16 protein-coding genes are annotated in these 21,190 nt (G+C 64.0%); 12 read left to right on the top strand and 4 right to left on the bottom strand.

What is annotated here, in order from left to right; translation table 11 throughout:
* Positions 1-2 precede the first annotated feature (2 nt).
* The 4 genes from HU773_RS00295 to tssA form a co-directional block, all read right to left on the bottom strand.
* Positions 3-491 carry an Hcp family type VI secretion system effector gene (locus HU773_RS00295; protein WP_029289879.1) on the bottom strand — a complete coding sequence of 163 codons (489 nt, stop codon included), beginning with the start codon at positions 489-491 and terminating at the stop codon, positions 3-5.
* A gap of 147 nt (positions 492-638) precedes the next feature.
* Entirely contained in the window at positions 639-2,135 is a 1,497-nt protein-coding gene (gene tssC / locus HU773_RS00290; protein WP_057440528.1) for a type VI secretion system contractile sheath large subunit, read from the bottom strand.
* Between the two features lie 2 nt (positions 2,136-2,137).
* On the bottom strand, positions 2,138-2,644 hold the full coding sequence (gene tssB, locus HU773_RS00285) for a type VI secretion system contractile sheath small subunit (protein WP_010168268.1): 507 nt from the start codon (positions 2,642-2,644) through the stop codon (positions 2,138-2,140).
* Between the two features lie 54 nt (positions 2,645-2,698).
* Entirely contained in the window at positions 2,699-3,718 is a 1,020-nt protein-coding gene (gene tssA, locus HU773_RS00280; protein ID WP_057961042.1) for a type VI secretion system protein TssA, read from the bottom strand.
* A gap of 402 nt (positions 3,719-4,120) precedes the next feature.
* On the opposite strand from tssA, the gene tagH reads away from it, so the two are divergent.
* From tagH to tagQ, 12 genes are all read left to right on the top strand, one after another.
* The gene (gene tagH, locus HU773_RS00275; protein ID WP_128593296.1) at positions 4,121-5,461 is read left to right on the top strand and encodes a type VI secretion system-associated FHA domain protein TagH; all 1,341 of its coding nucleotides are present in this window, start codon (positions 4,121-4,123) and stop codon (positions 5,459-5,461) included.
* Positions 5,462-5,504: 43 nt separating this feature from the next.
* Entirely contained in the window at positions 5,505-6,011 is a 507-nt protein-coding gene (gene tssJ / locus HU773_RS00270) for a type VI secretion system lipoprotein TssJ (protein WP_057961020.1), read from the top strand.
* Between the two features lie 18 nt (positions 6,012-6,029).
* A complete protein-coding gene (gene tssK, locus HU773_RS00265) occupies positions 6,030-7,364 on the top strand; it encodes a type VI secretion system baseplate subunit TssK (RefSeq protein WP_057961019.1) in 1,335 nt (444 codons plus the stop codon).
* A 6-nt stretch (positions 7,365-7,370) separates the two neighbouring features.
* Entirely contained in the window at positions 7,371-8,660 is a 1,290-nt protein-coding gene (locus HU773_RS00260) for a DotU family type VI secretion system protein (protein ID WP_032856783.1), read from the top strand.
* Positions 8,657-12,157, top strand: coding sequence for a type VI secretion system membrane subunit TssM (gene tssM / locus HU773_RS00255; protein ID WP_057961018.1), 3,501 nt, complete (start codon positions 8,657-8,659; stop codon positions 12,155-12,157). The genes HU773_RS00260 and tssM overlap by 4 nt, the downstream gene beginning before the upstream one ends.
* The gene (gene tagF, locus HU773_RS00250) at positions 12,154-12,807 is read left to right on the top strand and encodes a type VI secretion system-associated protein TagF (protein WP_057961017.1); all 654 of its coding nucleotides are present in this window, start codon (positions 12,154-12,156) and stop codon (positions 12,805-12,807) included. Before tssM ends, tagF begins: the two co-directional genes overlap by 4 nt.
* The gene (locus HU773_RS00245) at positions 12,808-13,527 is read left to right on the top strand and encodes a PP2C family protein-serine/threonine phosphatase (protein ID WP_057440523.1); all 720 of its coding nucleotides are present in this window, start codon (positions 12,808-12,810) and stop codon (positions 13,525-13,527) included.
* Positions 13,524-16,535, top strand: a complete 3,012-nt coding sequence (locus tag HU773_RS00240; protein ID WP_186625829.1) for a serine/threonine-protein kinase — start codon at positions 13,524-13,526, stop codon at positions 16,533-16,535. The genes HU773_RS00245 and HU773_RS00240 overlap by 4 nt, the downstream gene beginning before the upstream one ends.
* Positions 16,535-17,239, top strand: coding sequence for an ABC transporter ATP-binding protein (locus HU773_RS00235; protein WP_057961015.1), 705 nt, complete (start codon positions 16,535-16,537; stop codon positions 17,237-17,239). The genes HU773_RS00240 and HU773_RS00235 overlap by 1 nt, the downstream gene beginning before the upstream one ends.
* Positions 17,239-18,423 carry an ABC transporter permease family protein gene (locus HU773_RS00230; RefSeq protein WP_186625828.1) on the top strand — a complete coding sequence of 395 codons (1,185 nt, stop codon included), beginning with the start codon at positions 17,239-17,241 and terminating at the stop codon, positions 18,421-18,423. Before HU773_RS00235 ends, HU773_RS00230 begins: the two co-directional genes overlap by 1 nt.
* The gene (locus HU773_RS00225; protein ID WP_057961013.1) at positions 18,416-20,128 is read left to right on the top strand and encodes a formylglycine-generating enzyme family protein; all 1,713 of its coding nucleotides are present in this window, start codon (positions 18,416-18,418) and stop codon (positions 20,126-20,128) included. The genes HU773_RS00230 and HU773_RS00225 overlap by 8 nt, the downstream gene beginning before the upstream one ends.
* 83 nt (positions 20,129-20,211) lie before the next feature.
* Positions 20,212-21,141 carry a type VI secretion system-associated lipoprotein TagQ gene (tagQ, locus tag HU773_RS00220; RefSeq protein WP_057961012.1) on the top strand — a complete coding sequence of 310 codons (930 nt, stop codon included), beginning with the start codon at positions 20,212-20,214 and terminating at the stop codon, positions 21,139-21,141.
* The last annotated feature ends 49 nt before the right edge of the window (positions 21,142-21,190 follow it).

Here is a 21,190-nt window from a genome sequence, read left to right as displayed (position 1 = left end):
TATCAACGCTTGGTGTTGGAACGGATATTCCAGCCGAACTTGATCGGGCCGCCGTCCTTGGTGCCGTCGGCTTTCTGCGGCTGGTAGTCGACCATCACCTGGGCAAAGTTCAGGGTGACGTTTTCGGTCAGGCGATCATCGCTGCCCGAACCGCCGGTGCTCAGGGAGGTGATCAGTACTTCTTCGAGGTTGATGATCATGTACTCGACCTGGCTTTCGCCGCCGGCCTTGCGCACGGTCAGCTTGACCTTGTCGATGTGCTTGCCGCTGGCGCAATGCATCATCAGGTTAGGCGAAGCCTTGTCCACGTACTTGGTCAGCGACAGGTCCTGGATATTCACCTTACCCGCACCGCCGCCACTGCCAACGTGCATGTTGCCGGACTGGGCCATGCCCCAGCTCCAGTTCAGCACGTCGATTTCGTCCTTGTGGGCCTTGTCCATGGACTCGCCCTTGATGTCGCCGATCTTGATGAAAATATCAACAGCCATGTTTTCTCCCTGTGTGGCACGGGCCACTTGATTTGGTGATCGTTCCCACGCTCTGCGTGGTAACGCATCCTGTGACGCTCTGCGTCACCGGGACGCCGAGCATCCCGGGCGGCATTCCCACGCGGAGCGTGGGAACGAGCGAATGACTTACGCGCTTTTTGCCGAAGGCAGTTTCGATACCAGGCGCAGCGACACGGTCAGCCCTTCGAGCTGGTAGTGCGGACGCAGGTAGAACTTGGAGTTGTAGTACCCCGGGTTGCCTTCGACGTCTTCCACGATCACTTCCGCCGCAGCCAATGGGTGCTGGGCCTTGGTGGTTTCGGTGGAGTGCGCCGGATCGCCGTCGACGTAGTTGAGGATCCAGTCCTGCAACCAGCGCTGCATCTCGTCCTTCTCTTTGAAGGAACCGATCTTGTCGCGCACGATGCACTTCAGGTAGTGGGCGAAACGGCAGGTGGCGAACAGGTACGGCAGGCGCGCGGCCAGGTTGGCGTTGGCGGTGGCGTCTGGGTCGTCGTATTCGGCCGGTTTCTGCAACGACTGGGCGCCGATGAACGCGGCGAAGTCGGTGTTTTTCTTGTGCAGCAGTGGCATGAAACCGTTCTTCGCCAGCTCTGCTTCACGGCGGTCGCTGATGGCGATTTCGGTCGGGCACTTCATGTCCACACCACCGTCATCGGTGGGGAAGGTGTGGGCCGGCAGGTTTTCCACTTCGCCGCCAGATTCCACGCCACGGATGCGCGAGCACCAGCCGTAGTGCTTGAACGAACGGTTGATGTTCACCGCCATCGCGTACGCGGCGTTGGCCCAGGTGTACTTCGAGCTGTCGGCGCCGTCGGTGTTTTCTTCGAAGGCGAAGGCTTCCACCGGGTCAGTCTTGGCGCCATACGGCAGGCGTGCCAGGAAACGCGGCATGGTCAGGCCGATGTAGCGCGAGTCTTCCGATTCGCGCAGCGAGCGCCAGCCGGCGTATTCCGGGGTGGTGAAGATCTTGGTCAGGTCACGCGGGTTCGACAGTTCCTGCCACGAGCCCATGCCCATCACGGTCGGCGATGCAGCTGCGATGAACGGTGAGTGCATTGCGGCGCAGACTTTCGACAGCTCGCCCAGCAGTTCCACGTCAGGTGGCGACTGGTCGAAGTAGTAATCGCCCACCAGGCAACCGTAAGGTTCGCCGCCGAACTGGCCGTATTCTTCTTCGTACATCTTCTTGAAGATCGGGCTCTGGTCCCACGCGGTGCCCTTGAATTTCTTCAGGGTCTTGTGCAGGTCAGTCTTGGAGATATTGAGCACGCGAATCTTCAGCTGCTCGTCGCTCTCGGTGTTGTTGACCAGGTAGTGCAGGCCACGCCAGGCGCTTTCCAGCTGCTGGAAATCCGGGTGATGAATCACCTGGTTGACCTGGGCGGTGAGCTTGGCGTCGATGGCGGCGATGATCGACTCGATCGACTTGATCGCGTCGTTGGAGACCAGGTCGGTTTGCGCCAGGGCCTGCTCGGCCAGGGTGCGCACGGCCGTCTCGACGGCTTCGCGGGCACGCTCGGTCTTGGGCTTGAATTCTTGCAGCAACAGCGAGGCGAACTCACTGGTTTCTTCGGTGGCGCCCAGGTTCTGTGCGCCTTCGCGGGCGGTATTCTCGCTCATGATTACTGGTCCCCAGCAGGTTTTGGCGCGCTCGCAAGGGCCTGCAGCAGTGCCGGGTCCTTGATCGCCTTCATGATGATTTCTTCAGCGCCAGTCTTGCCGTCCATGTAGGTCAGCAGGTTGGCCAGCTGGGTACGCGCTTCGAGCAGCTTGTTCAGCGAGTCGACCTTGCGCGCCACGGCAGCCGGGCTGAAGTCGTCCATGCTTTCAAAGGTGATGTCCAGGCTCAGGTTGCCTTCGCCGGTCAGCTCGTTGGGTACGTGGAAGGCTACGCGCGGCTGCATGGCCTTGAGGCGTGAGTCGAAGTTGTCGACGTCCACTTCAAGGAACTTGCGATCAGCGACCGGCGCCAGAGGCTCGGCGGGCTTGCCGGCGAGGTCGGCCATCACACCCATCACGAAGGGCAGTTGGACCTTTTTCTCGGCGCCGTAAAGCTCGACGTCGTACTCGATCTGCACTCGAGGCGCGCGGTTGCGCGCGATGAATTTCTGAGAACTTTGCTTCGCCACGTTGCTGCTCCTGGTCGCTTGAGCGACGGTGTTGTTACTGCTCAGTCGGGCGGCTTACTCGCCGTCCGGGCCGCGCAGGTTTTCAAATTGGGACATGCCGTCGGGAATCAGATTGCGCACGATGGTCGCGAAATCGGCGTGCACCAGATTTTTCGCCCGGTTCAACAGCACCGGCAACGGGCTGGAAGGCTCGTGCCGGGTGTAGTACGCAAGGATTCGGTCCAGGTCGCGCAGCACCTCATCGCGGCTGGCGATGTCGCCAGTATTGCGGGGTGCGGCAGGGGCGGCGGCGTGTTCGACCGAGGCGTGGCTGTCGTCACTGACAACTTCGGGTTCACGGCTGTCGCCGCTCTGCGCAGCGAACTGGCTGAAAATCTGCAGGGCCTGCTTGAGCAGGTGTTTCAGCGCGCCGAGGTCTACGCCCTGGGCGGAACCGACTTGCTCGCTGACGTGTTTTTCAATGGTTTCACAGGCCGCACGGGCCTCGACGAGGGCTGCGTGGGTGGCTTGCAGCTGCTCTGGATCACTGTCGAGGAAGGCTCCGGCCAGTTGCTCGGTACCAAGGGTTTCGCCGGGGAAACTTTGCAGGCCGCTGGCGTTCAGGGCGCCACGCAGGCTCACGGGGCCAAACGCCCGCGAGCGCGTGAGGACACTTTCGCGCAGCAGGCGGATGTTCGTGTCGCAGGTCATTCCCGCGAGGGCGTTGATGCGTACGGTGGGGTCGTTGTGGTCATCGGCATCCAGGCGTGGATGCAGATCGGCCCAGTACTGCTGGAGCAGTTCACTGATCAGGGTCAGGACGCTGGCCAGCCCGCCAACACCTTGCAGGGCGAGGGAGCTTTGCAGCAAAAAATGAGTGATGCGCAGGTCTTTGCTGCGCTGCAGCAAGTCCAGGCACTGTTGCTGGATGCTGCGCCAGTCTGGCGGCTCGGCGGGCAAAATGGCGTCGCCCATGCTGCGCTCAGGTTGACCCTGGGCAGCACGTTCCAAGTGCAGGAAATCCGCGTCATATTCCAAGTCTTCGCCACACGGCGAAGTCGCGGAAACAGCGGTGAGCAGCAGCGGCACATCCACCAAATTCGATCTCCATATCGGCCCTTTAGTCTTGGGCAATTCATGCGTTAGTTGCGCGGCTAGTTGCGCAATTTATCGGCATGTTTTCCTGGTCAGGTCAGCGCACTGATTTCAGTGTGCCACTACTCATCTTCAAGAAGTTGTGCATTTTTGGTGTAGTAGTTATGCGTTGTCAAGGTAAGCTATTCGTCCTGTGTGACAGATGTGCGGTGTTTAACAACCTGTGCGACCGATGAGTCAAAATAGGAATTCCCTGACGCTTTTTGTCACATTGACTGGTTAAAATCGGCGATCATGCTGATAAGCCAGCCTTTTTGGCGTGGTTTAAAGGATTTGCCAGGGCGCGCTTGGGAAGGTATTTCCCTTAGGCCGCCCGCGCGTGAGGTACAGCAAGGAGGCAAGATGTCACTGTGTTTGACTATTACTAGTTATCACAAGATCACCCCAGGTCAATGTCCGGAAAAGTCCATGGATAATGGAGTGATGGCAATTGGCCGCTCCAGTGAAAACGACTGGATATTGCCTGATCCAGAACGTTTGGTCTCCGCGCAACATTGCGTTATTCAATACAAAGATGGTCGTTACTATCTAACCGATAACAGTACTAATGGTGTGGAATTGGTTAACGCCGGCATTCGTTTGCGCCGGGGAAACAGTGAGCCATTACAAGACGGTGAATTGATCCGCATCGGCGACTACGAGATCCAGGCACGGATTGATTCCGGGGTGAAGGTGACCGACAGCCAGCCTTTCGGCACTGACGGCTCCAACAGTTTCGAAGCCCTCATGGGGCGCCAGGGTGCCGGTGTGGTCACGCCGCTGCCGACCCCGGTGATCGCCCCACAGTTCCAGGGTGCGTCGTCAATGGACACGCTACCGGACCTGTTTGATTTCCTCACGCCGACGGCCGTACCGCCGCCCACCCAGCCTGACCATGTACCGGCTGAGCAGCATGATTTCCGCCCGCCCGTGGCGGTTACCGTGCCCGCCCCCGAGCAGCCGTTGCACTCAGGGTCGGTGATTCCAGAAGACTGGGATCTGTTTGGCGAAACACCTACGCCGTCGATCAGCCCGCCACCACCTGTCATCGCGCCGCCTGAGCCGCCCCTCGCGCCCCCTGTGCTCGAGCCTGCGCGCCCTGTGGCAGACGCCAACCAGCCCGATTTGCTGCAAGCCTTCCTGCGTGGTGCCGGTCTCGATCAACTGCGCCTGGACAAGGCCCAGGCCGAGGCGCAGATGGAAAGCATCGGCCGCAGCTACCGGCTGATGGTCGAAGGCTTGATCGACGTACTGCGCGCACGCAGCAGCCTCAAGGGCGAGTTCCGCATGCAGCAGACGACGATCCAGCCGGTGGAAAACAATCCGTTGAAATTCGCCCCGAATGCCGACGAAGCGTTACTGCTGCTGCTACGCCACGGCAACCAAGCGTTTATGGCGCCGGACCTGGCCGTGCGCGACAGTTTCGACGACCTGCGCGCGCACCAACTGGCGGTGATGGCCGGTGTCGAAGCGGCCATCAAGCATCTGTTGACGCGCTTCGAGCCGGCCCAATTGGAAGAGCGCATGGGCAAGCCCGGCGGGCTGTCGAGCCTGTTCAACGGTTCGCGCCAGGCCCAGTACTGGCAACAGTTCACTGAGCTCTACAACAGTATTTCCCGTGAGGCCCAGGAGGATTTCCAGGACCTGTTCGGCCGTGAATTCAGCCGGGCCTATGAAGCACACAGCGCACGACAGCGGCGCTGAAACCGGAACAACGGACAGCCACATACGTCATTGAGGACGCAGGATGATTTTCAGGTTTTTACTCGCAGCCGCCAGCGTGTTGCTGCTGACGGCCTGTGCCAAGGATGCCGCGCCGCCCCAGGCGCCAGAGGCACAAATCGACACCACCCGTGTCGAGTTGCACTTCCATGCCATCGCTGGGCTCAACCCCGGCACCACGGGCCAGCCAGCCCCGGTACGGGTGCGGATTTTCGAGCTGAAAAACGCCGCTGCCTTCAGCCGTGCCGACTATTTCGCCCTGGCAGATCGCGCCCAGCCGACCCTCGGTTTGGACCTGCTGGACCAGGATGAAGTGGTGGTCCAGCCCGGCCAGCAATTGAGCATCCAGCGCGACCTCGATCCGGCCACCCGGCAGATCGGCCTGCTGGTGGGCTATCGCGAGCTGGACCGCGCGCAATGGCGCACGGTGCTCAGCGTGCCACCCCGCCAGGCCAGCGAATACCAGATCAGCCTTGATGTGCGCGCCGTACGTGCGCACCTCAGCGTTTCCCCATCCAGCCCTGCCCAATAAGAAGCAATCGGAGCCCCCATGTCCTGGAACAATCGCGTGGTCTGGTCGGAAGGCATGTTCATCGGAACGCAGCACTTCCAGCAGCATGACCGTTACCTGGAAAACCTGATTGATGCCCGCAGCCGCCCGCTGTCGGCCGGCGCCTGGGGGTTTTCCGAACTGCTGATCGACCAGGGCCTGCTGGCCCAGGGCAAGCTGGCCATTGTCTCGGCCCGTGGCCTGTTGCCCGATGGCACGCCGTTCAATATCCCCCAGGATGACCTGGCGCCGAGCCCGCTGAACATCGACGACAACCTGCGTGACGGCCTGGTGTACCTGGCCTTGCCCCTCAAGCGTGCCGGTGCCCGCGATACGGTCGACGAAGGCGAGCCCCTGGGCGCTGCGCGTTACCTGAGCCAGGTGCGCGAGGTGCGGGATGACAACGCACCCTTCGAGAACCGCGCACCGGTGGCCGTCGGCTCCCGTGCCTTGCGCTTGCTGACCGCCGCCGATGGCATCAGCGACTACGCCGCCATCGGCCTGGTGCGCATCAAGGAAAAACGCGCCGACCGCGCCCTGGTGCTGGATGACAGCTACATCCCGCCGGTGCTCGATGTGGCCGCGAGCAAGCCGCTGACGGCGTTTCGCAGCGAACTGCTGGGCCTGTTGCACCAGCGCGGCGAAGCCCTGGCCGGGCGGGTGGTGGCCTCGGGTGCCGGTGGCGCCTCGGAGATTGCCGACTTCATGCTGCTGCAACTGGTCAATCGCGCCCAGCCGCTGATCCAGCACCTGAGCCAGTCGAGCCCGCTGCACCCAGAGCGTTTGTTCAGTGAACTGGTAAGCCTGGCCGGCGAGTTCTCGACCTTCTCCACCTCGGGGCGGCGCCCCGAGGAATACCCGCGCTACCAGCATGACGACCTGGCCCTCAGCTTCGCCCCGGTGATGCAGGCCCTGCGCGAGGCGCTGTCGATGCTGATCGACAGCAAGGCCACGCCTATCCCGATTGTCGAAAAAGCCTATGGCGTGCATGTGGCGATGCTGGCGGACAAAACCCTGATTGACAGCGCCAGCTTCATCCTTGTGGTGCGTGCCGATGTCCCGGGCGAAACCCTGCGTGCGCGCTTCGGCCAGCAGAGCAAGGTCGGCTCGGTGGAGCACATCCGCGACCTGGTCAACCTGCAACTGCCGGGCATCGGCCTGCTGCCGTTGCCGGTGGCGCCACGGCAGATCCCTTACCACGCGGGCTCCACCTACTACGAGCTGGATCGCGGCAGTGAGCATTGGCAGCAACTGATTCACTCCGGCGGCTTCGCCTTCCATATCGCCGGGCAGTTCCCGGGCTTGAACCTGGCCTTCTGGGCGATCCGAGGATAATCCGCGATGCATCCCAATGATGACGACCGCACCCAGTTCATGCCGCGTCCGGGTGGCCGAGCGCCGGAGCCTGCCCGCGCAGAACCAGCGCCTTTGTCGATGCCGGCGGCGCCGATCCTCACCGGCAAAAGCCAGGGCCTCAACCCGCTGGAAAGCGCCGCCGGCCCCTTGCTGGCACTGCTGACGCGCCTGCGCAATACCATCGCTCATCCCGCACCCTCAAGCCTGCGCGCGCAGTTGCTGGCCTACCTGCGCCAGTTCGAAGAACGCGCCGAGGCGGCCGGTGTGGCCCGCAACGAAGTGCTGTTGGCTCGCTACGCGCTGTGCACCGCCCTCGATGAAGCGGTGCTGAGCACGCCCTGGGGCAGCGCCAGTGACTGGGGCAAGCAGAGCCTGCTGATCACCGTGCACAACGAAGCCTGGGGCGGCGAAAAGGTCTTCCAACTGCTGGACCACTGCCTGCAAAGCCCGCGCGAACGCCTGTATCTGCTGGAGCTGTTGTACCTGTGCATGTGCCTGGGTTTCGAAGGCCGCTACCGGGTAATGAACGACGGCCGCAGCCAGCTCGAAGCCCTGCGCGAACGCACGGCGGCGGCGATTCGCAGTGCCCGTGGCGAGCATGAGCGCGAGCTGTCGCCCCATTGGCGCGGCGTGACCGTGGCCCGCGATCGACTGGCGCAATTCATGCCGCCGTGGATCGCCGTGGCCATCGGCCTGGCTTTGCTGCTGGCGCTACTGTTTGGCTTGCGCCTGAAACTGGCGTCGGATGCAGAGCCGGTGTTCAAGAACATCCATGCATTGGGGGAAATCCCGGTGCAGGCCATCGACCGCCCGGTGGCGCAGCCGAAAATCATCGAGCGCCCACGCCTGGCGGGCTTTCTGGTGGAGGACATCAAGGCGGGCCGGGTCGCGGTGGAAGATGCCGTCGACCGCTCCGTGGTGACGATCCGTGGCGATGAACTGTTCGCCTCGGCCAGCTCCAGCATTGTCGATGACTACCAACCCCTGATGCTGCGCATCGCCGATGCCATCCGCAAGGTCAAGGGCCAGGTGCGGGTGACCGGGCACAGCGACAATCGGCCGATTGCCACCCTGCGCTTCCCGTCCAACTGGGCCTTGTCCGAGGCGCGGGCCAAGTCGGTGCTGGAAATCCTCGCGGCCAAGACCGGCCAGGGCGAGCGCTTCAGCGCCGAGGGTCGCAGCGACACCGAGCCGGTGGCGACCAACGCCACAGCCGAAGGCCGTGCCCGCAATCGTCGGGTTGAAATCACCGTATTGGCGGAGGGCGTCGAGTGAAGGCGTTTTTCAGTTTCATGATTCGCTGGGTGATCCCCGTGCTGGGCCTGATTGCCCTGGGCCTGATCATCTGGTTTGTCGGGCCGTTGCTCGACGTGCTGGTGCCGGAAGGCCGGCGCTGGGCCTTGATCATCCTGGTCTTCGCGGTGTGGATTGCCTACCGCGTGTTTCGCATCATCCAGGCGCGCCGTCAGGCCGCCGAAGTGATGCGCAGCCTGGCCGCCGAAACCCCGGCCGACCCCAACAGTGTCGCCACTGCCGAAGAGTTGGCCACCCTGCGCCAACGCATGGACGAAGCCCTCGCGCTGTTGAAAAAGGCCAAGTTGGGCGGTGACGAACGGCGCAACCTCTATGAGTTGCCGTGGTACGTGATCATCGGCCCGCCGGGCTCGGGCAAGACCACCGCGCTGGTCAACTCCGGGTTGCACTTCCCCCTGGCTGCTCAGTTGGGTGCCGGTGCGGTGCGCGGCGTGGGCGGTACACGTAACTGTGATTGGTGGTTTACCGATCAAGCGGTGCTGCTGGACACCGCCGGGCGCTACACCACCCAGGACAGCAACTCCACGGTGGATAAAGCCGCCTGGCTGGGCTTCCTCGACCTGCTGAAAAAGCAGCGCGCCCGCCGCCCGATCGATGGCGCTTTTATCGCCATCAGCCTGTCGGACCTGCTGCTGGGCACTGACGCCGAGCGCGCCGCCCACGCTGCCGCAATCCGCCTGCGCATCCAGGAGTTGTACACCCAGTTGGGCGTGCGTTTCCCGATTTACCTGATGCTCACCAAGCTCGATCTGGTGCCGGGGTTCATGGAGTTTTTCGACAACCTGAGCAAGGAAGATCGCGCCCAGGTGTGGGGCATGACCTTTGCCCTGGACGACGGCAAGCACAGCGACAGCCCCCTGGCCCATCTGCAAAGCGAATTCGCCGGCCTGGAGCAGCGCCTCAACGAGCGCCTGGTGGAACGCCTGCAACAGGAGCGCGACCCGGCGCGGCGCGACCTGATCTATGGCTTCCCGCAGCAATTCGGTGCGCTGAAGGATTGCCTGCAAAGCTTCCTCGAGGGCGTGTTCAAGCCCAATGCCTTTGAAGAGCGCGTGCTGCTGCGCGGCGTCTATTTCACCAGCGGCACCCAGGAAGGCAGCCCGATTGACCGACTGATCGGCGCCATGGCCCAGAGCATGAACCTCGACCGTCAGCACCTGGCGCGCCAGAGCGGTACTGGGCGCAGCTACTTCATCGAGAAACTGTTCAGCGCCGTGGCCTTTGCCGAGCGTGGCCTGGTGGGGGTCAACCCGAAGGTCGAGCGCCGCCGCAAATGGGTCGCCCGTGGCGTGCTCGCCGCGACGGTTGCGCTGGTGCTGGTGGTCAGCAGCCTGTGGTGGCTGAGTTATCGCGCCAACCAGGCGTATATCGCCCAGGTTGACCACAAGGTCGCGCCACTGGGCCAGGCCGTGCAGAGCCTGAGCCCGGCACAGCGTGATGTGCTGGCGGTGTTGCCGCTGCTCAACGCGGTTAAGAACCTGGCGGGCGATTCGCCAAGCTGGTCCGAGGGCCTGGGCCTGTATCAGGGCGACATGCTCGAAGCCGAATCTGCCAGTGTCTACCGCAAGCTGCTGATCGCGGTGTTCGCCCCGCGCCTGGTGACGCGCATCGAAGAGCAACTGCACGGTGGTGGCAGTTCCGATTTCCTCTACGAAGGCTTGAAGGCCTACCTGATGCTGGCGGACAGCGAGCATTACGACCCGGACTTTATCAAGGCCTGGATCGCCCTGGACTGGGACCGCAACCTGCCGCGCGACCTGCCCGCCGATCAGCGCCAGGCCCTCAGCGCTCACCTGCAGGCGCTGTTCGACCGCCATCCGCCGAATGCGCGCCTCGACCCACGGCTGATCGACGACTTGCGCCGGCAACTGCAACAACTGCCGGTGGCCCAGCGTGTGTACGACCGCGTCAAGCGCCAGAAACTGCCCGACGGCGTGACCGACTTCCGCATCAACGAAGCCGCTGGGCGGGATGCTGCGCTGGTGTTCAGCCGCAAAAGTGGCAAGCCGCTGGGCGAGCCGTTGAGTGGCTTGTTTACCGCCAAGGGCTATCGCCAGGGCTTTTTGCTGACCAGCCTGAATCAGGCCGGGACCCTGGCCGAAGAGCAATGGGTGTTGGGCCAGGCGCCGGCAGATCAACAGAATGTGGCGAGCCTTGCCGCCGACGTGCGACGCCTGTACTTCCAGGATTATCAGCGCCAATGGGACGCCTTGCTGGCGGATATCGACTTTGTGCCCATCACCAGCGTGGCCCAGGCGGCGGACGTGTTGCGGGTGATCTCCGGCCCGACCTCGCCGCTGAAAAAGCTGCTGGTGGCGGTGGCCAAGGAAACCGACCTGCAAGCTGAAGAGCGCCAATTGGCGGCCAAGGGCGTGCCGGTGGAAGGTGGCGTCGACAAGCTCAAGGAGCGCCTCGGCAGCCTGCTCGGCGAGGCCCAACCGACGGCCAGTGCACCGGCCCTCACGGAAGACCCGGTGACCGCGCACTTTGCCGAACTCAACAGCATCGTCGCCAAGAACGAAGGCGAGCCGGCGGCCATCGACGGCCTGCTGGCGGATATGAATGCGCTGTATGTGCAGGTCAGCGCCATGGTCGGCGCCAGTGGCGATGCCTTGCTCGGCGAAGCCAAGAACCAGGCCGCAGCGGCCGCCACCCGGGTCAGCCTGAATGCCGAACGCCAGCCGCCGCTGGTACAGGGCATGGTCAAGTCGGTGGTCAACTCCACCACCAACAGCATGATGGGCGGGGTGCGCAATCAACTGAACGCGGCCTGGGTCAGTGAAGTGGTGAATGTGTATCGCCAGTCCCTGGCCGGGCGCTACCCGATGTCCCCCGGCAGTGCTCGGGACGCCACCCTGGACGACTTCGGCCAGTTCTTCGGGGTGGGCGGGGTGATGGACAACTACTTCCGCAAATACCTGCAACCCTACGTCGATACCTCCGCGCAGACCTGGCGCTGGCAGCCGGGGGCGGCGCAGAAGCTCGGCATCGCGCCGGGCGTGCTGCAAACCTTCCAGCGCGCGGCGACTATTCGGGATGCGTTCTTTCGCGCGGGGGGCACGCAGCCCATCGTGCGTTTCGAGCTCAAGCCGGTGGCGATGGACGCGACCATCACCCAGTTCCTGCTTGACCTGGACGGCCAGCAACTGAGCTACGACCACGGCCCGAGCCGGCCGGTGGCGATGCAATGGCCGAATCCCGGCAGCAGTGGAGGGGTGCGTATCTCGATCATGCCGCCATCGGCCAGCGGTCGCTCCGGCGTCACCCTGGATGGCCCATGGGCGTGGTTCCGCCTGTTAGAGCAATCGGAGCTTTCTGCCGGCAATTCGCCGGACCGCTTCAACCTGCGTCTGCGGGTCGACGGCGCGAGCATCGCCTATGAATTGCGTGCCAACAGCGCTTTCAACCCGTTCAAGAGCCGTGTGCTCAGTGGCTTCAGCCTGCCGGAGCGGTTATGACCACCCTGGGGTTCTACGGCAAGTTGGCCAGTCGCGGGGACTTTGTCAGCCGTGCCTTGCCCCAGAGCTTTATCGGCCCCTGGGACAGTTGGCTGGCTGCCGGTTTGCTCGCCAGCCAGCACAGCCTGGGCGACAACTGGCTCAACGCGTACCTGGTCAGCCCGCTGTGGCGTTTCGTGCTGGCGCCGGGGGTGTGCGGGCCGGATGCGGCGGCGGGTGTCGTGATGCCGAGCATTGATCGGGTCGGGCGGTATTTCCCGCTGGCGGTGGTCGCCTTGTTGGATCACGACACCAATCCGGCGTCCCTGGTGGGTGGCCCGGATGCCTGGTTCGAACAGATCGAGGAGCTGCTGCTCAGCACCTTGCAGCCCGGCGCCACGTTCGAAGGGTTTAACCACGGCGTTGACCGCCTGGGCTTGCCGGCCAGTGAACCGCGTGCCCTGGACAGTCGCTTCGCCAGCCTGCAACGGGTCGCCGCCACCGTGCCCCATGGGCGCATGACCGCCCTTGCCGAACAGGCCTGCGAAGGCGCCAGCCTGTGGTGGGGGCGTGGTTCGCAACGTATTTCCCCCGGTTTATTACGGTGCCAGGGTTTGCCTGCTGCCGGCGATTTTGCGCAATTTCTGCTCGGACAAGAAGGTGTGGTGTAGATGGGGTCGACGTACAAATCCGCGAGCAAAAGCCATGTGGGCATGGTGCGCCAGGTCAATGAAGACGCGTGCCTGGACCTCCCGGAAAACCGCCTGTGGGTGGTGGCCGACGGCATGGGCGGGCACGCGGCCGGCGACTATGTCAGCAGCCTGATCGTCGACAGCCTGCGCGGCCTGCCCGTGGGGCGGTCCCTGGACGAATATACGGCGGCGCTGCGCACCGAGCTGACCCGGGTCAACGCGGCCGTACGTGAAGAAACCGCCAACCGTGGCGTGACCATGATGGGCAGCACCGTGGTGGTGTTGGCCGCACGCGGCCTGCGCGGTGTGTGCCTGTGGGCCGGCGACAGCCGCTTGTATCGCCTGCGCGATGGCGAGTTGGAGCGCATCTCCCGCGACCACAGCTACGTGCAGGACCTGCAGGACAGCGGCCTGCTCAGCGAAGCCGATGCGCGGGTGCATCCGCGGGCCAATATCGTCACCCGCGCCATTGGTGTGGAGGCGCAATTGGAGCTGTCGGTGGTCGACCTGTTGATCGCCCCCGGTGACAGCTACCTGCTGTGCAGCGATGGCCTGAACAAGACCGTCGAAGACCACGAAATCCGTGACGTGCTGAGCCATGCCGAGCCTGACGAAATCGCCCGCAGCCTGGTGCACCTGGGGCTCAATCGCGGTGCGCCCGACAACATCACCACCCTCGTCGTGAAGGTGTCGCCATGACCCTGATCATCCCCGGCTACGACATCGACGGCGAAATCGGCGAAGGCGCCATGGCCAGCGTGTACCTGGCGACCCAGCGGTCGCTGGAGCGCAAGGTGGCGTTGAAAGTCATGGCCGCCGCGCTGGCTGCCGACCCGAGTTTCTGCGAGCGTTTCCTGCGCGAGGGCAAGACCCTGGCGCGGCTGTCGCACCCGCACACCGTGACCATCCACGACATCGGCAATGTCGGCGAGCTGTATTACATGGCCATGGAATACCTGCCCAATGGCACGCTCAAGGAGCGCATCGCCGCCGGCCTGACGCCGGAGCAGGGGCTGGTGTATATCCGCCAGATTGCCTCGGCCCTGGGTTACGCCCACGCCCAGGGTTTGGTGCACCGCGACGTCAAGCCGGCGAACATCCTGTTTCGCGCCGATGGCACGGCGGTGCTGTCGGACTTCGGGATCGCCAAGTCCCTGGATGACCGCACCCAGTTCACCCAGGCCGGGTTTGCCGTGGGCACCCCCAGCTACATGAGCCCGGAACAGGCGCGGGGCCAGGAAATCGACGGCCGCGCCGACCTGTACGCCCTCGGGGTGGTGCTCTACGAAATCCTCGTCGGCAAGCTGCCTTACAACGGCACCGATGCACTCTCTACCGCCCTGGCGCACCTGACCGAGCCCTTGCCGGAACTGCCGCTGCACCATGGCCGTTATCAAGAGGTGCTGAAAAAACTCCTGGCCAAGGATCCGGCGCAGCGTTTTCCGGATGCCGCGGCGCTGCTGCTGGCCCTGGACCGGTTGCCCCTGGAGGCGCCGAAAGAAGCCTTGGAGGCGACCTTGATTCGCCCCGCCGTGATGCCGGCCGGTCAGGATCTGGCCGGGTTGACCCCGGTGTCCATCGAAATTCCCAATGCCGCGCCGCAACCGCAACCGCAACCGCAACCGCAGTCGCAAGCAGTGCGCCAGCCGGTGGTGAGCCCCACGCAGCATCGCGCGGAGTCCGAGCAGCGGCGTGGCCCGGTCCTGGCATTGGCCGCCGTGGCCGTGGCGGTCGCGCTGGCCATCGGTGGCGCCAGTTACTGGTGGCTGAGTGACGACGCCCCTGCGCCGCCGCCTGCTGCGGTCGTGCCCGCTACGCCGGCTGCGGTTAAACCGCTGGCCGCTGATAGCGACGGCGGCCAGCGCCCCTTGCTGATGGCCGGCAAGAAAACCCTGTTCCAGCGCGTCCTGAGCAAGCCCGGCGCCAAGCTCTCCAGCGAGGCGGGCGGCGCACCGGGTAAGGCCTTGCCCGCGTTCTCGGTGCTTTATGTGTACCAGCGCAAAGATGTCGACGGCAGCCCATGGCTGCGCATTGGCGCCGCCACCGACGGGCGCAGTGACGGTTGGTTGCCGGCCGCGCAAGTCAGCGACTGGAAGCAGAGCCTGGTGCTCAAGTTCACTGAGCGTTCGGGGCGGGCTCCGGTGATGTTCCTGCGCCAGCCTGGTGAGGTGGAAAAGCTCCTGGCTGACCCGGTCGCCGCGAAAAACCTGCTGCTCAAGGCGCAGAAAAACCCTGAGGACAATCAACAGGTCCTGGCCCTGGAGCCCACAGCCAGTGCCGTGCCGCAGAACCAGTTCTACCTGTTGCCGATCTTCGACGCCAAAGAGAGCTTCGATGAGAATGGCCAGCCGGTGCAGTTGCTCAATGTGGCGTCCATCGACCCCGGCACTGCGGCCGCCAAGCCGGCCACCCCGCTGATCAATGCGAATGCCGATGCATTCCGCACCGCCGTGGTACTGGTGGTGGATACCACGGTGTCGATGCAGCCGTATATCGACCAGGTGCGCGACGTGGTCCATGAACTGCAAACCCGCATTGCCGAGCGCGGCGAGTTGGACAGCGTCAGCTTTGGCATGGTCGGCTTTCGCAGCAGCGTGAAGAAAACCCCTGGCCTGGAGTACGTGGCCAAGACCCTGATCACCCTCGACCAGGGCCGCGACCCCCAGCGGTTTCTGGATATGGCGCGGCAGGTCAAAGCCTCCACCGTCTCCAGCCACTCGTTCAATGAAGATGCGTTTGCCGGGGTGATGCAGGCGGTGGAAGGCATGGATTGGTCCGGCTATGGCGGGCGCCTGATCCTGCTGGTGACCGATGCCGGGGCCCTGCGCAAGAACGACCCGTTTGCCGCGACCCAGATGAACGAAGCCGAAGTGCGCCAGGCGGCGCTGGGCAAGCAGATCAAGATCTATGCCCTGCACCTGCGCACCGACGCCGGCAAGAAAACCCATGGCGGCGCCGAATCCCAGTACCGCATCCTGACCGCCGACGCCAACCCACGGATCGGCGATCTGTACACGGCAGTGCCGGGCGGTGATGTGCGCAAGCTGGGCGAGCGGGTCGATGAGATCGGCACGGTGTTCGCCAACCTGGTGCATCAGGTACGCAGCAATACCCCGCAGCCGGTGCCGTTGCTCAGCAGCGCGCCGAGCCTGGCGGATAAATCCGCCGCCGTCGGCTATGCCATGCACATGGACTTCCTCGGCCACAAAGGCGCGAGCCAGGCGCCGCAACTGGTCAGCGCCTGGACTGCCGACCGCGACCTGACCAACCCGGCACTGCCGGCGTTCCAGGTCTGCGTGATGCTGACCAAACTGCAGCTCAACGATTTGCAGCAATCGCTGAAATTGATCGTCGATGCGGCACGCAAGACCCAGACTTCGCCCAGGGATTTCTTCCAGGAAATCGCCAGCGCCTCGGCCTACATGAGCCGCGACCCGCAGGCCCTGCGCAAGGGTGGCAACCTCGCCGACGGCGGCATTCTGGGTGAATACCTGGAAGGCCTGCCGTACCGCAGCAAGTCCCTGAACATGACCCAGGACCTGTGGCTGTCATTGAGCGTGGCCGAACAGGAAGACTTTATCGACGAGCTGGATTCGAAGATCCGCCTCTATGAAACCTTCCATAACGACGTGGCCAACTGGGTCCGTTTCGGTGACGCCGAACCGGGCGATGCGTTGTACCGCGTGCCACTGTCGACGCTGCCTTGATGCTGAACCTGAGCGCGGTGCACAAGAACCGGGGCCTCGGTAGCCAGCGCTATAGCCTGGTGATCCCGGCACTGCACCTGGGTGCAGGTGAACAGCTGGCGATTGTCGGGCCGAGCGGTTGCGGCAAAAGCACCTTGCTCGATCTGCTGGCGTTGGTCCTGGCACCTGATCAGGTGGGCCGTTTTGAATTCAACCAGTTGGATATCGGCGGGCTGTGGCGGGCCAATCAGCAATCCACGTTGGCCGGGTTGCGCAGCCGGCATCTTGGTTACGTGCTGCAGACCGGTGGCCTGCTGGGCTTTCTCGATGTGCGCAGCAATATCGCCCTGTCCCGGCAGCTGTTGGGCCTGAAGGACGATGGCAGCGTGGCGCGGCTGGCTGCGCAGTTGCAAATCAGCGACCAGTTGGCCAAGAAGCCTGGCGCGTTGTCGGTGGGTCAGCGCCAGCGCGTCAGTTGCGCCCGTGCCCTGGCCCATGCCCCGCAATTGGTACTGGCCGATGAGCCGACTGCGTCCCTGGATCCCCTCAATGCCGAGCGCGTGATGCAGGCGCTGCTGACCCAGGCCCGTGAGCACCGCGCCGCGTGCGTGATCGCCACCCATGACGAGCCCCTGGCCCGCGCCAGTGGCTTGCAGGTGCGGCGCATCAGTTGCCAGCGCGACAGCGACGGTGGCGTCACGGCGACTCTCGGGGAGGCGTGTTGATGCGTATCCCTCTGTTGGCTTCCCTCGCTTGGCAGGATTACCGCAACGATGGCTGGCTGTCGGCCTGTTCGGTGTTGGCGCTGGTGGCGGTGATCGCGCCGTTGCTGGTGTTGTTCGGCCTGAAATTCGGACTGGTCAGCAGCTTGACCGAGCGCTTGGAGAATGACCCGGCGACCCGCGAAATCATCCCGTTGGGCGGGGGGCGGTTCAGTCGCGCCTTTGTCGAGCAACTTGGTCAGCGCAGCGATGTGGCGTTTGCCATCCCGCGTACGCGGCAGATTGCGGCCACGGCCCAGGTGGGCACGTTGACCCTGGAGATGCTGCCCACCGCGCCGGGTGATCCATTGCTGGGCGGTTTGCCTATCCCGGCGGGCCTGGAGCAGATCGTGCTGAGCCACACCGCCGCCGAGAAGCTGGCGGCGCGGCCGGGAGATTGGCTGCAAACCCGCTTTGCGCGGCAAGTGGCCGGGCGCGTCGAGGCCCGGGATGCGCGGTTGCAGGTGGTGGCCGTGCTGCCCCTGGAAGCGTTTGCGCGGGACGGTTTGTTTGCCGGCTTGAGCCTGCTGGAAGCGGCGGAAGATTATCGCGATGGCCGTGCGGTGCCGGCGTTGGGCTGGGAGGGTGACGCGGTGGGCGTGAGCGAGCAGCGGGTGTACCCGGCGTTTCGTTTATATGCACGCAGCCTTACCGATGTTGAGCCGCTACGGCTGTATTTCGCCGCGCAGAACCTGTTGGTCTCGACCCAGGCGCTGAGCATCGCCCAGGTGCAGTCGCTGAGTCGCAACTTGGCGATCGTGTTCTGGATCATCGCCGGCCTGGCCTTGACGGGGGCATTTGCGGCGATTTTCGCTGGGGCGTTGGCCGCTGTCGCGCGCAAGCGCCGGGAGTTATTGGTGTTGCGCCTGTTGGGGGTTTCCACTGGCGCGCTGTTGTTGTTCGTGACGCTGCAGGCGCTCTACAGCGCGGGGTTGGCCGCTGTGCTCAGCGCCGGGCTGTATGGCCTGGCCGAGGCGGGTTTGAATCAATTATTCGTGCAGGTGCCGGGCGAATACGCCAGCCACCTGTTGGCGCGGCATTACGCCCTGGCCCTGGTCGCGGTGCTCGGCGTCAGCGCCGTGGCGGCCGTGTGTGGGGGGTGGCGGGTCGCGCGTATCCAGGCTTCTGAGGGCATCAGAGATGTATAAGTTATTGGGCGCCGCCGTGGCGCTGAGCCTGGCCACTGTGGCCTGGGCCGACGAGGCAAGCGATAAGCTCGACAACCCCAAGCCGTTGGCCGATGACGTCAGCCTGCCGCTGCCGTGTGAGGGCAACATGGTGTTCCGCTACGCCTATGTCCTGGCCCAGGGCACCCTGGACGACCGAGAGGTCAGCCTCGGCTACCCGTTCAGCGAAGGCGAGGCGGGCTACAAGCAGTCGTTTATCTCGGGTTATCGCCGCGACTTTATCAACGGTCAATTCACCCTCAAGGATTTGCCCAAGGGCTGGAACAAGGTCATCGCGCCACTGATGCCCAAGACCGACGCCAAGACCCCGCTCAAGCCGATGCTCTACTTTATCGGCAAGTACGAAGTCACCGCGCGCCAGTACGCGCAGGTCATGTCCCAGGCCCAGTCCCTGGCCAGTGGTGAGCCGGCGCCAGCGTGCGAGGTGCCTGAGGGCATGGCCGGGCGCTTGCCCAAGGTCAAGCTGTCGCGCTTTGAAGCCGAGCGTTTCTCGGCGGTCTACAGCGCCTGGCTGATGAAATATCACCGCGACTTGCTGCCGGTCAGTGGCCGCGGTGCTTCGGCGCAAGATGGCGGCCTGGGGTTTGTGCGGCTGCCCACCGAGGTGGAATGGGAGTTCGCCGCGCGCGGCGGCCAGGCAGTGAGCCGCCAGGATCTGGAAGGCCGCTTGTTCCCCCGGCGTATCGAGGGCAGCGACAGCGACGGCCCGCTGGGCGATTGGGCGGTGTTCAACCAGGTCGCCGGCGGCACCGGCCAGGCGGCGCGGCTGATGCCTATCGGTACCAAGTTACCGAACCCCATCGGCATGTTCGATGTGATCGGCAACGCCGCGGAGATGGTCCAGGAGTCGTTCCAGCTGGTTCACGCCGGGCGCCGCCAGGGCACCTACGGCGGCTTTATCGTCAAGGGCGGCAACTACCTTGAAGGCGAGGGCACGCTGTTCAGCGGCATGCGCCGCGAATACCCGCTGTTCGGCGCCGATGGCACGGAGCAAAGCAACGAGACCACGGGCTTCAGGGTGGCGATTGGCGCGCTGTCGGCACCGCGCTCACGCTACAACGAACTGTTCGCGCAGTGGCAGAAAGAGGGGCGCCTGGCCGCGCTGACCGACGCTATCGACGACGCCCAGGACCCGACCAAGCGCCTGGACAGCATTATCGCCGCCAGCGTCGACCCACGGCTGCAGGCCGAGCTGGGGCTGGTCAACGAAGAGCTCAAGCGCAACGTGTCGCTGATCGCCCAGCAGCGTGAGGAGGCGGCTGGCAACCTGATCCAGTCTGCCGCCCTGGTGGCCGAGACCATCAATAACTACAACATCCGCCTGATCAATCTGCAGAAGAGTCGCCAGCAGTCCCTGGACGCCAAGGACGAGGCCAGCGCGCAGTTGTTCGCCACGGCCATCGCCAATGGCCGCAGCGCGCTCGACGGCGCAGTGGCGATTTATATCGACAACCTGGCCACCGGCACGCGCTACACCGATGCGGTGATCCAGGCGCAGTTTCAACGGATCCAGCAAGAGTTGGAGCGCAAGCCGGTACTGGGCAAGAGCCTGGTGACACGCGCGACGTTATTCGTTCGCCATGTCGGCAACTATCGCAAACAACAGCGAGCCGACCCGGCAACGATTTTGAAGGAATTGCTCGCAGCGAGCGGTCAGCGGTCTTGACCGTTGGTTGTATAGCGAGCTTGGAAGGGACTCAGGCGGCATGGGCCGTGCTGGGCAAGACAAACTTAAAAGAGAACACACCTATGCTTTTTTCCCGTAAGGCGGTTTCCAAGCGTTACTTGCTGCTGATCGCGGCTGGCTTCAGCACCGTGCTGACCGGTTGCGCCACGTCGCCGGCCTCCAAGGTCGCGTCGAGCACCAAGGTCGAGTACTACCCCAGCTGCTACGAGCCGGTGCAGCACCTGCGCGCTACTGATTCGGACATGACCAAGTCGGTCGTCACCGGCGCCGCCCTCGGCGCGGCCGGTGGTGCGCTGTTGGGCGCCCTGACCGGCGATTCGGACAAGCGTGGCCGCAATGCCGCCATTGGCGCGGCGGGCGGAGCCTTGGCGGGCGGCGCGGCGGGTTACTACACCGAGCGCCAGAAGCAGATCAGCGATGACAACCAGCGCATCGCGTCCTACGCCACCGACTTCAACAAAAGCGCCTCCGATATCGACCGCAGCACCGCGTACGCCAAGGCGTCCCAGCAGTGCTACCAGAGCGCGTTCACCAAGCTGGTGGCCGACCGCAAGGCCAAGACCGTCAATGACACCGAAGGCCGCAAGCGCCTGGCAGAAATCGTCGCCGGCCTGAAGGAATCCAACGACCTGATCGTCGCGGTCAACGGCAAGGCCAGCGAAGACCTGAACAACTACACCCAGGCCTACGAGAAAGACCTGCAACAGGTGGGTGTGCAGCGCAATGACGTGGTGACCGTGGCCACGGCAGATACCGCCCCGGCGGTGGTGCCGGCGAAAAAAGGCAAGTCGACCGGCAAGGTCGTGACCAAGCGTCCGCCACTGCCCAAGGTGCCGACCGAAGCGGTGAGCACCGAGCGAAGCATCCAGACCGCCAAGGTCAAGCAGACTGAAAGCAAGCAAGTGGCCAGCGCCGGTAAAGCACAGATCGAAGGCACCTGCCGCGATCCGAACCTGGCCGACTGGGCACCGGTGCCTTGCCCTAACGTCTAAGCCAAGTTGTTGCTATAAGCGGTAAACGCCAGCCGATCTCCTGCTAACG

It is taken from the genome of Pseudomonas shahriarae, from assembly GCF_014268455.2.
Taxonomy (GTDB): domain Bacteria; phylum Pseudomonadota; class Gammaproteobacteria; order Pseudomonadales; family Pseudomonadaceae; genus Aquipseudomonas; species Aquipseudomonas shahriarae.
The sequence above is the reverse complement of the archived record's forward strand: the minus strand, read 5'-3'. Positions and strand labels throughout refer to the sequence as shown.

Coding starts and splice junctions, on each gene's coding strand:
- HU773_RS00295 (WP_029289879.1), bottom strand. CDS start 491: ATGGCTGTTGATATTTTCATCAAGATCGGCGACATCAAGGGCGAGTCC.
- tssC (WP_057440528.1), bottom strand. CDS start 2,135: ATGAGCGAGAATACCGCCCGCGAAGGCGCACAGAACCTGGGCGCCACC.
- tagH (WP_128593296.1), top strand. CDS start 4,121: ATGTCACTGTGTTTGACTATTACTAGTTATCACAAGATCACCCCAGGT.
- tssJ (WP_057961020.1), top strand. CDS start 5,505: ATGATTTTCAGGTTTTTACTCGCAGCCGCCAGCGTGTTGCTGCTGACG.
- tssK (WP_057961019.1), top strand. CDS start 6,030: ATGTCCTGGAACAATCGCGTGGTCTGGTCGGAAGGCATGTTCATCGGA.
- HU773_RS00260 (WP_032856783.1), top strand. CDS start 7,371: ATGCATCCCAATGATGACGACCGCACCCAGTTCATGCCGCGTCCGGGT.
- tagF (WP_057961017.1), top strand. CDS start 12,154: ATGACCACCCTGGGGTTCTACGGCAAGTTGGCCAGTCGCGGGGACTTT.
- HU773_RS00245 (WP_057440523.1), top strand. CDS start 12,808: ATGGGGTCGACGTACAAATCCGCGAGCAAAAGCCATGTGGGCATGGTG.
- HU773_RS00240 (WP_186625829.1), top strand. CDS start 13,524: ATGACCCTGATCATCCCCGGCTACGACATCGACGGCGAAATCGGCGAA.
- HU773_RS00235 (WP_057961015.1), top strand. CDS start 16,535: ATGCTGAACCTGAGCGCGGTGCACAAGAACCGGGGCCTCGGTAGCCAG.
- HU773_RS00230 (WP_186625828.1), top strand. CDS start 17,239: ATGCGTATCCCTCTGTTGGCTTCCCTCGCTTGGCAGGATTACCGCAAC.
- HU773_RS00225 (WP_057961013.1), top strand. CDS start 18,416: ATGTATAAGTTATTGGGCGCCGCCGTGGCGCTGAGCCTGGCCACTGTG.
- tagQ (WP_057961012.1), top strand. CDS start 20,212: ATGCTTTTTTCCCGTAAGGCGGTTTCCAAGCGTTACTTGCTGCTGATC.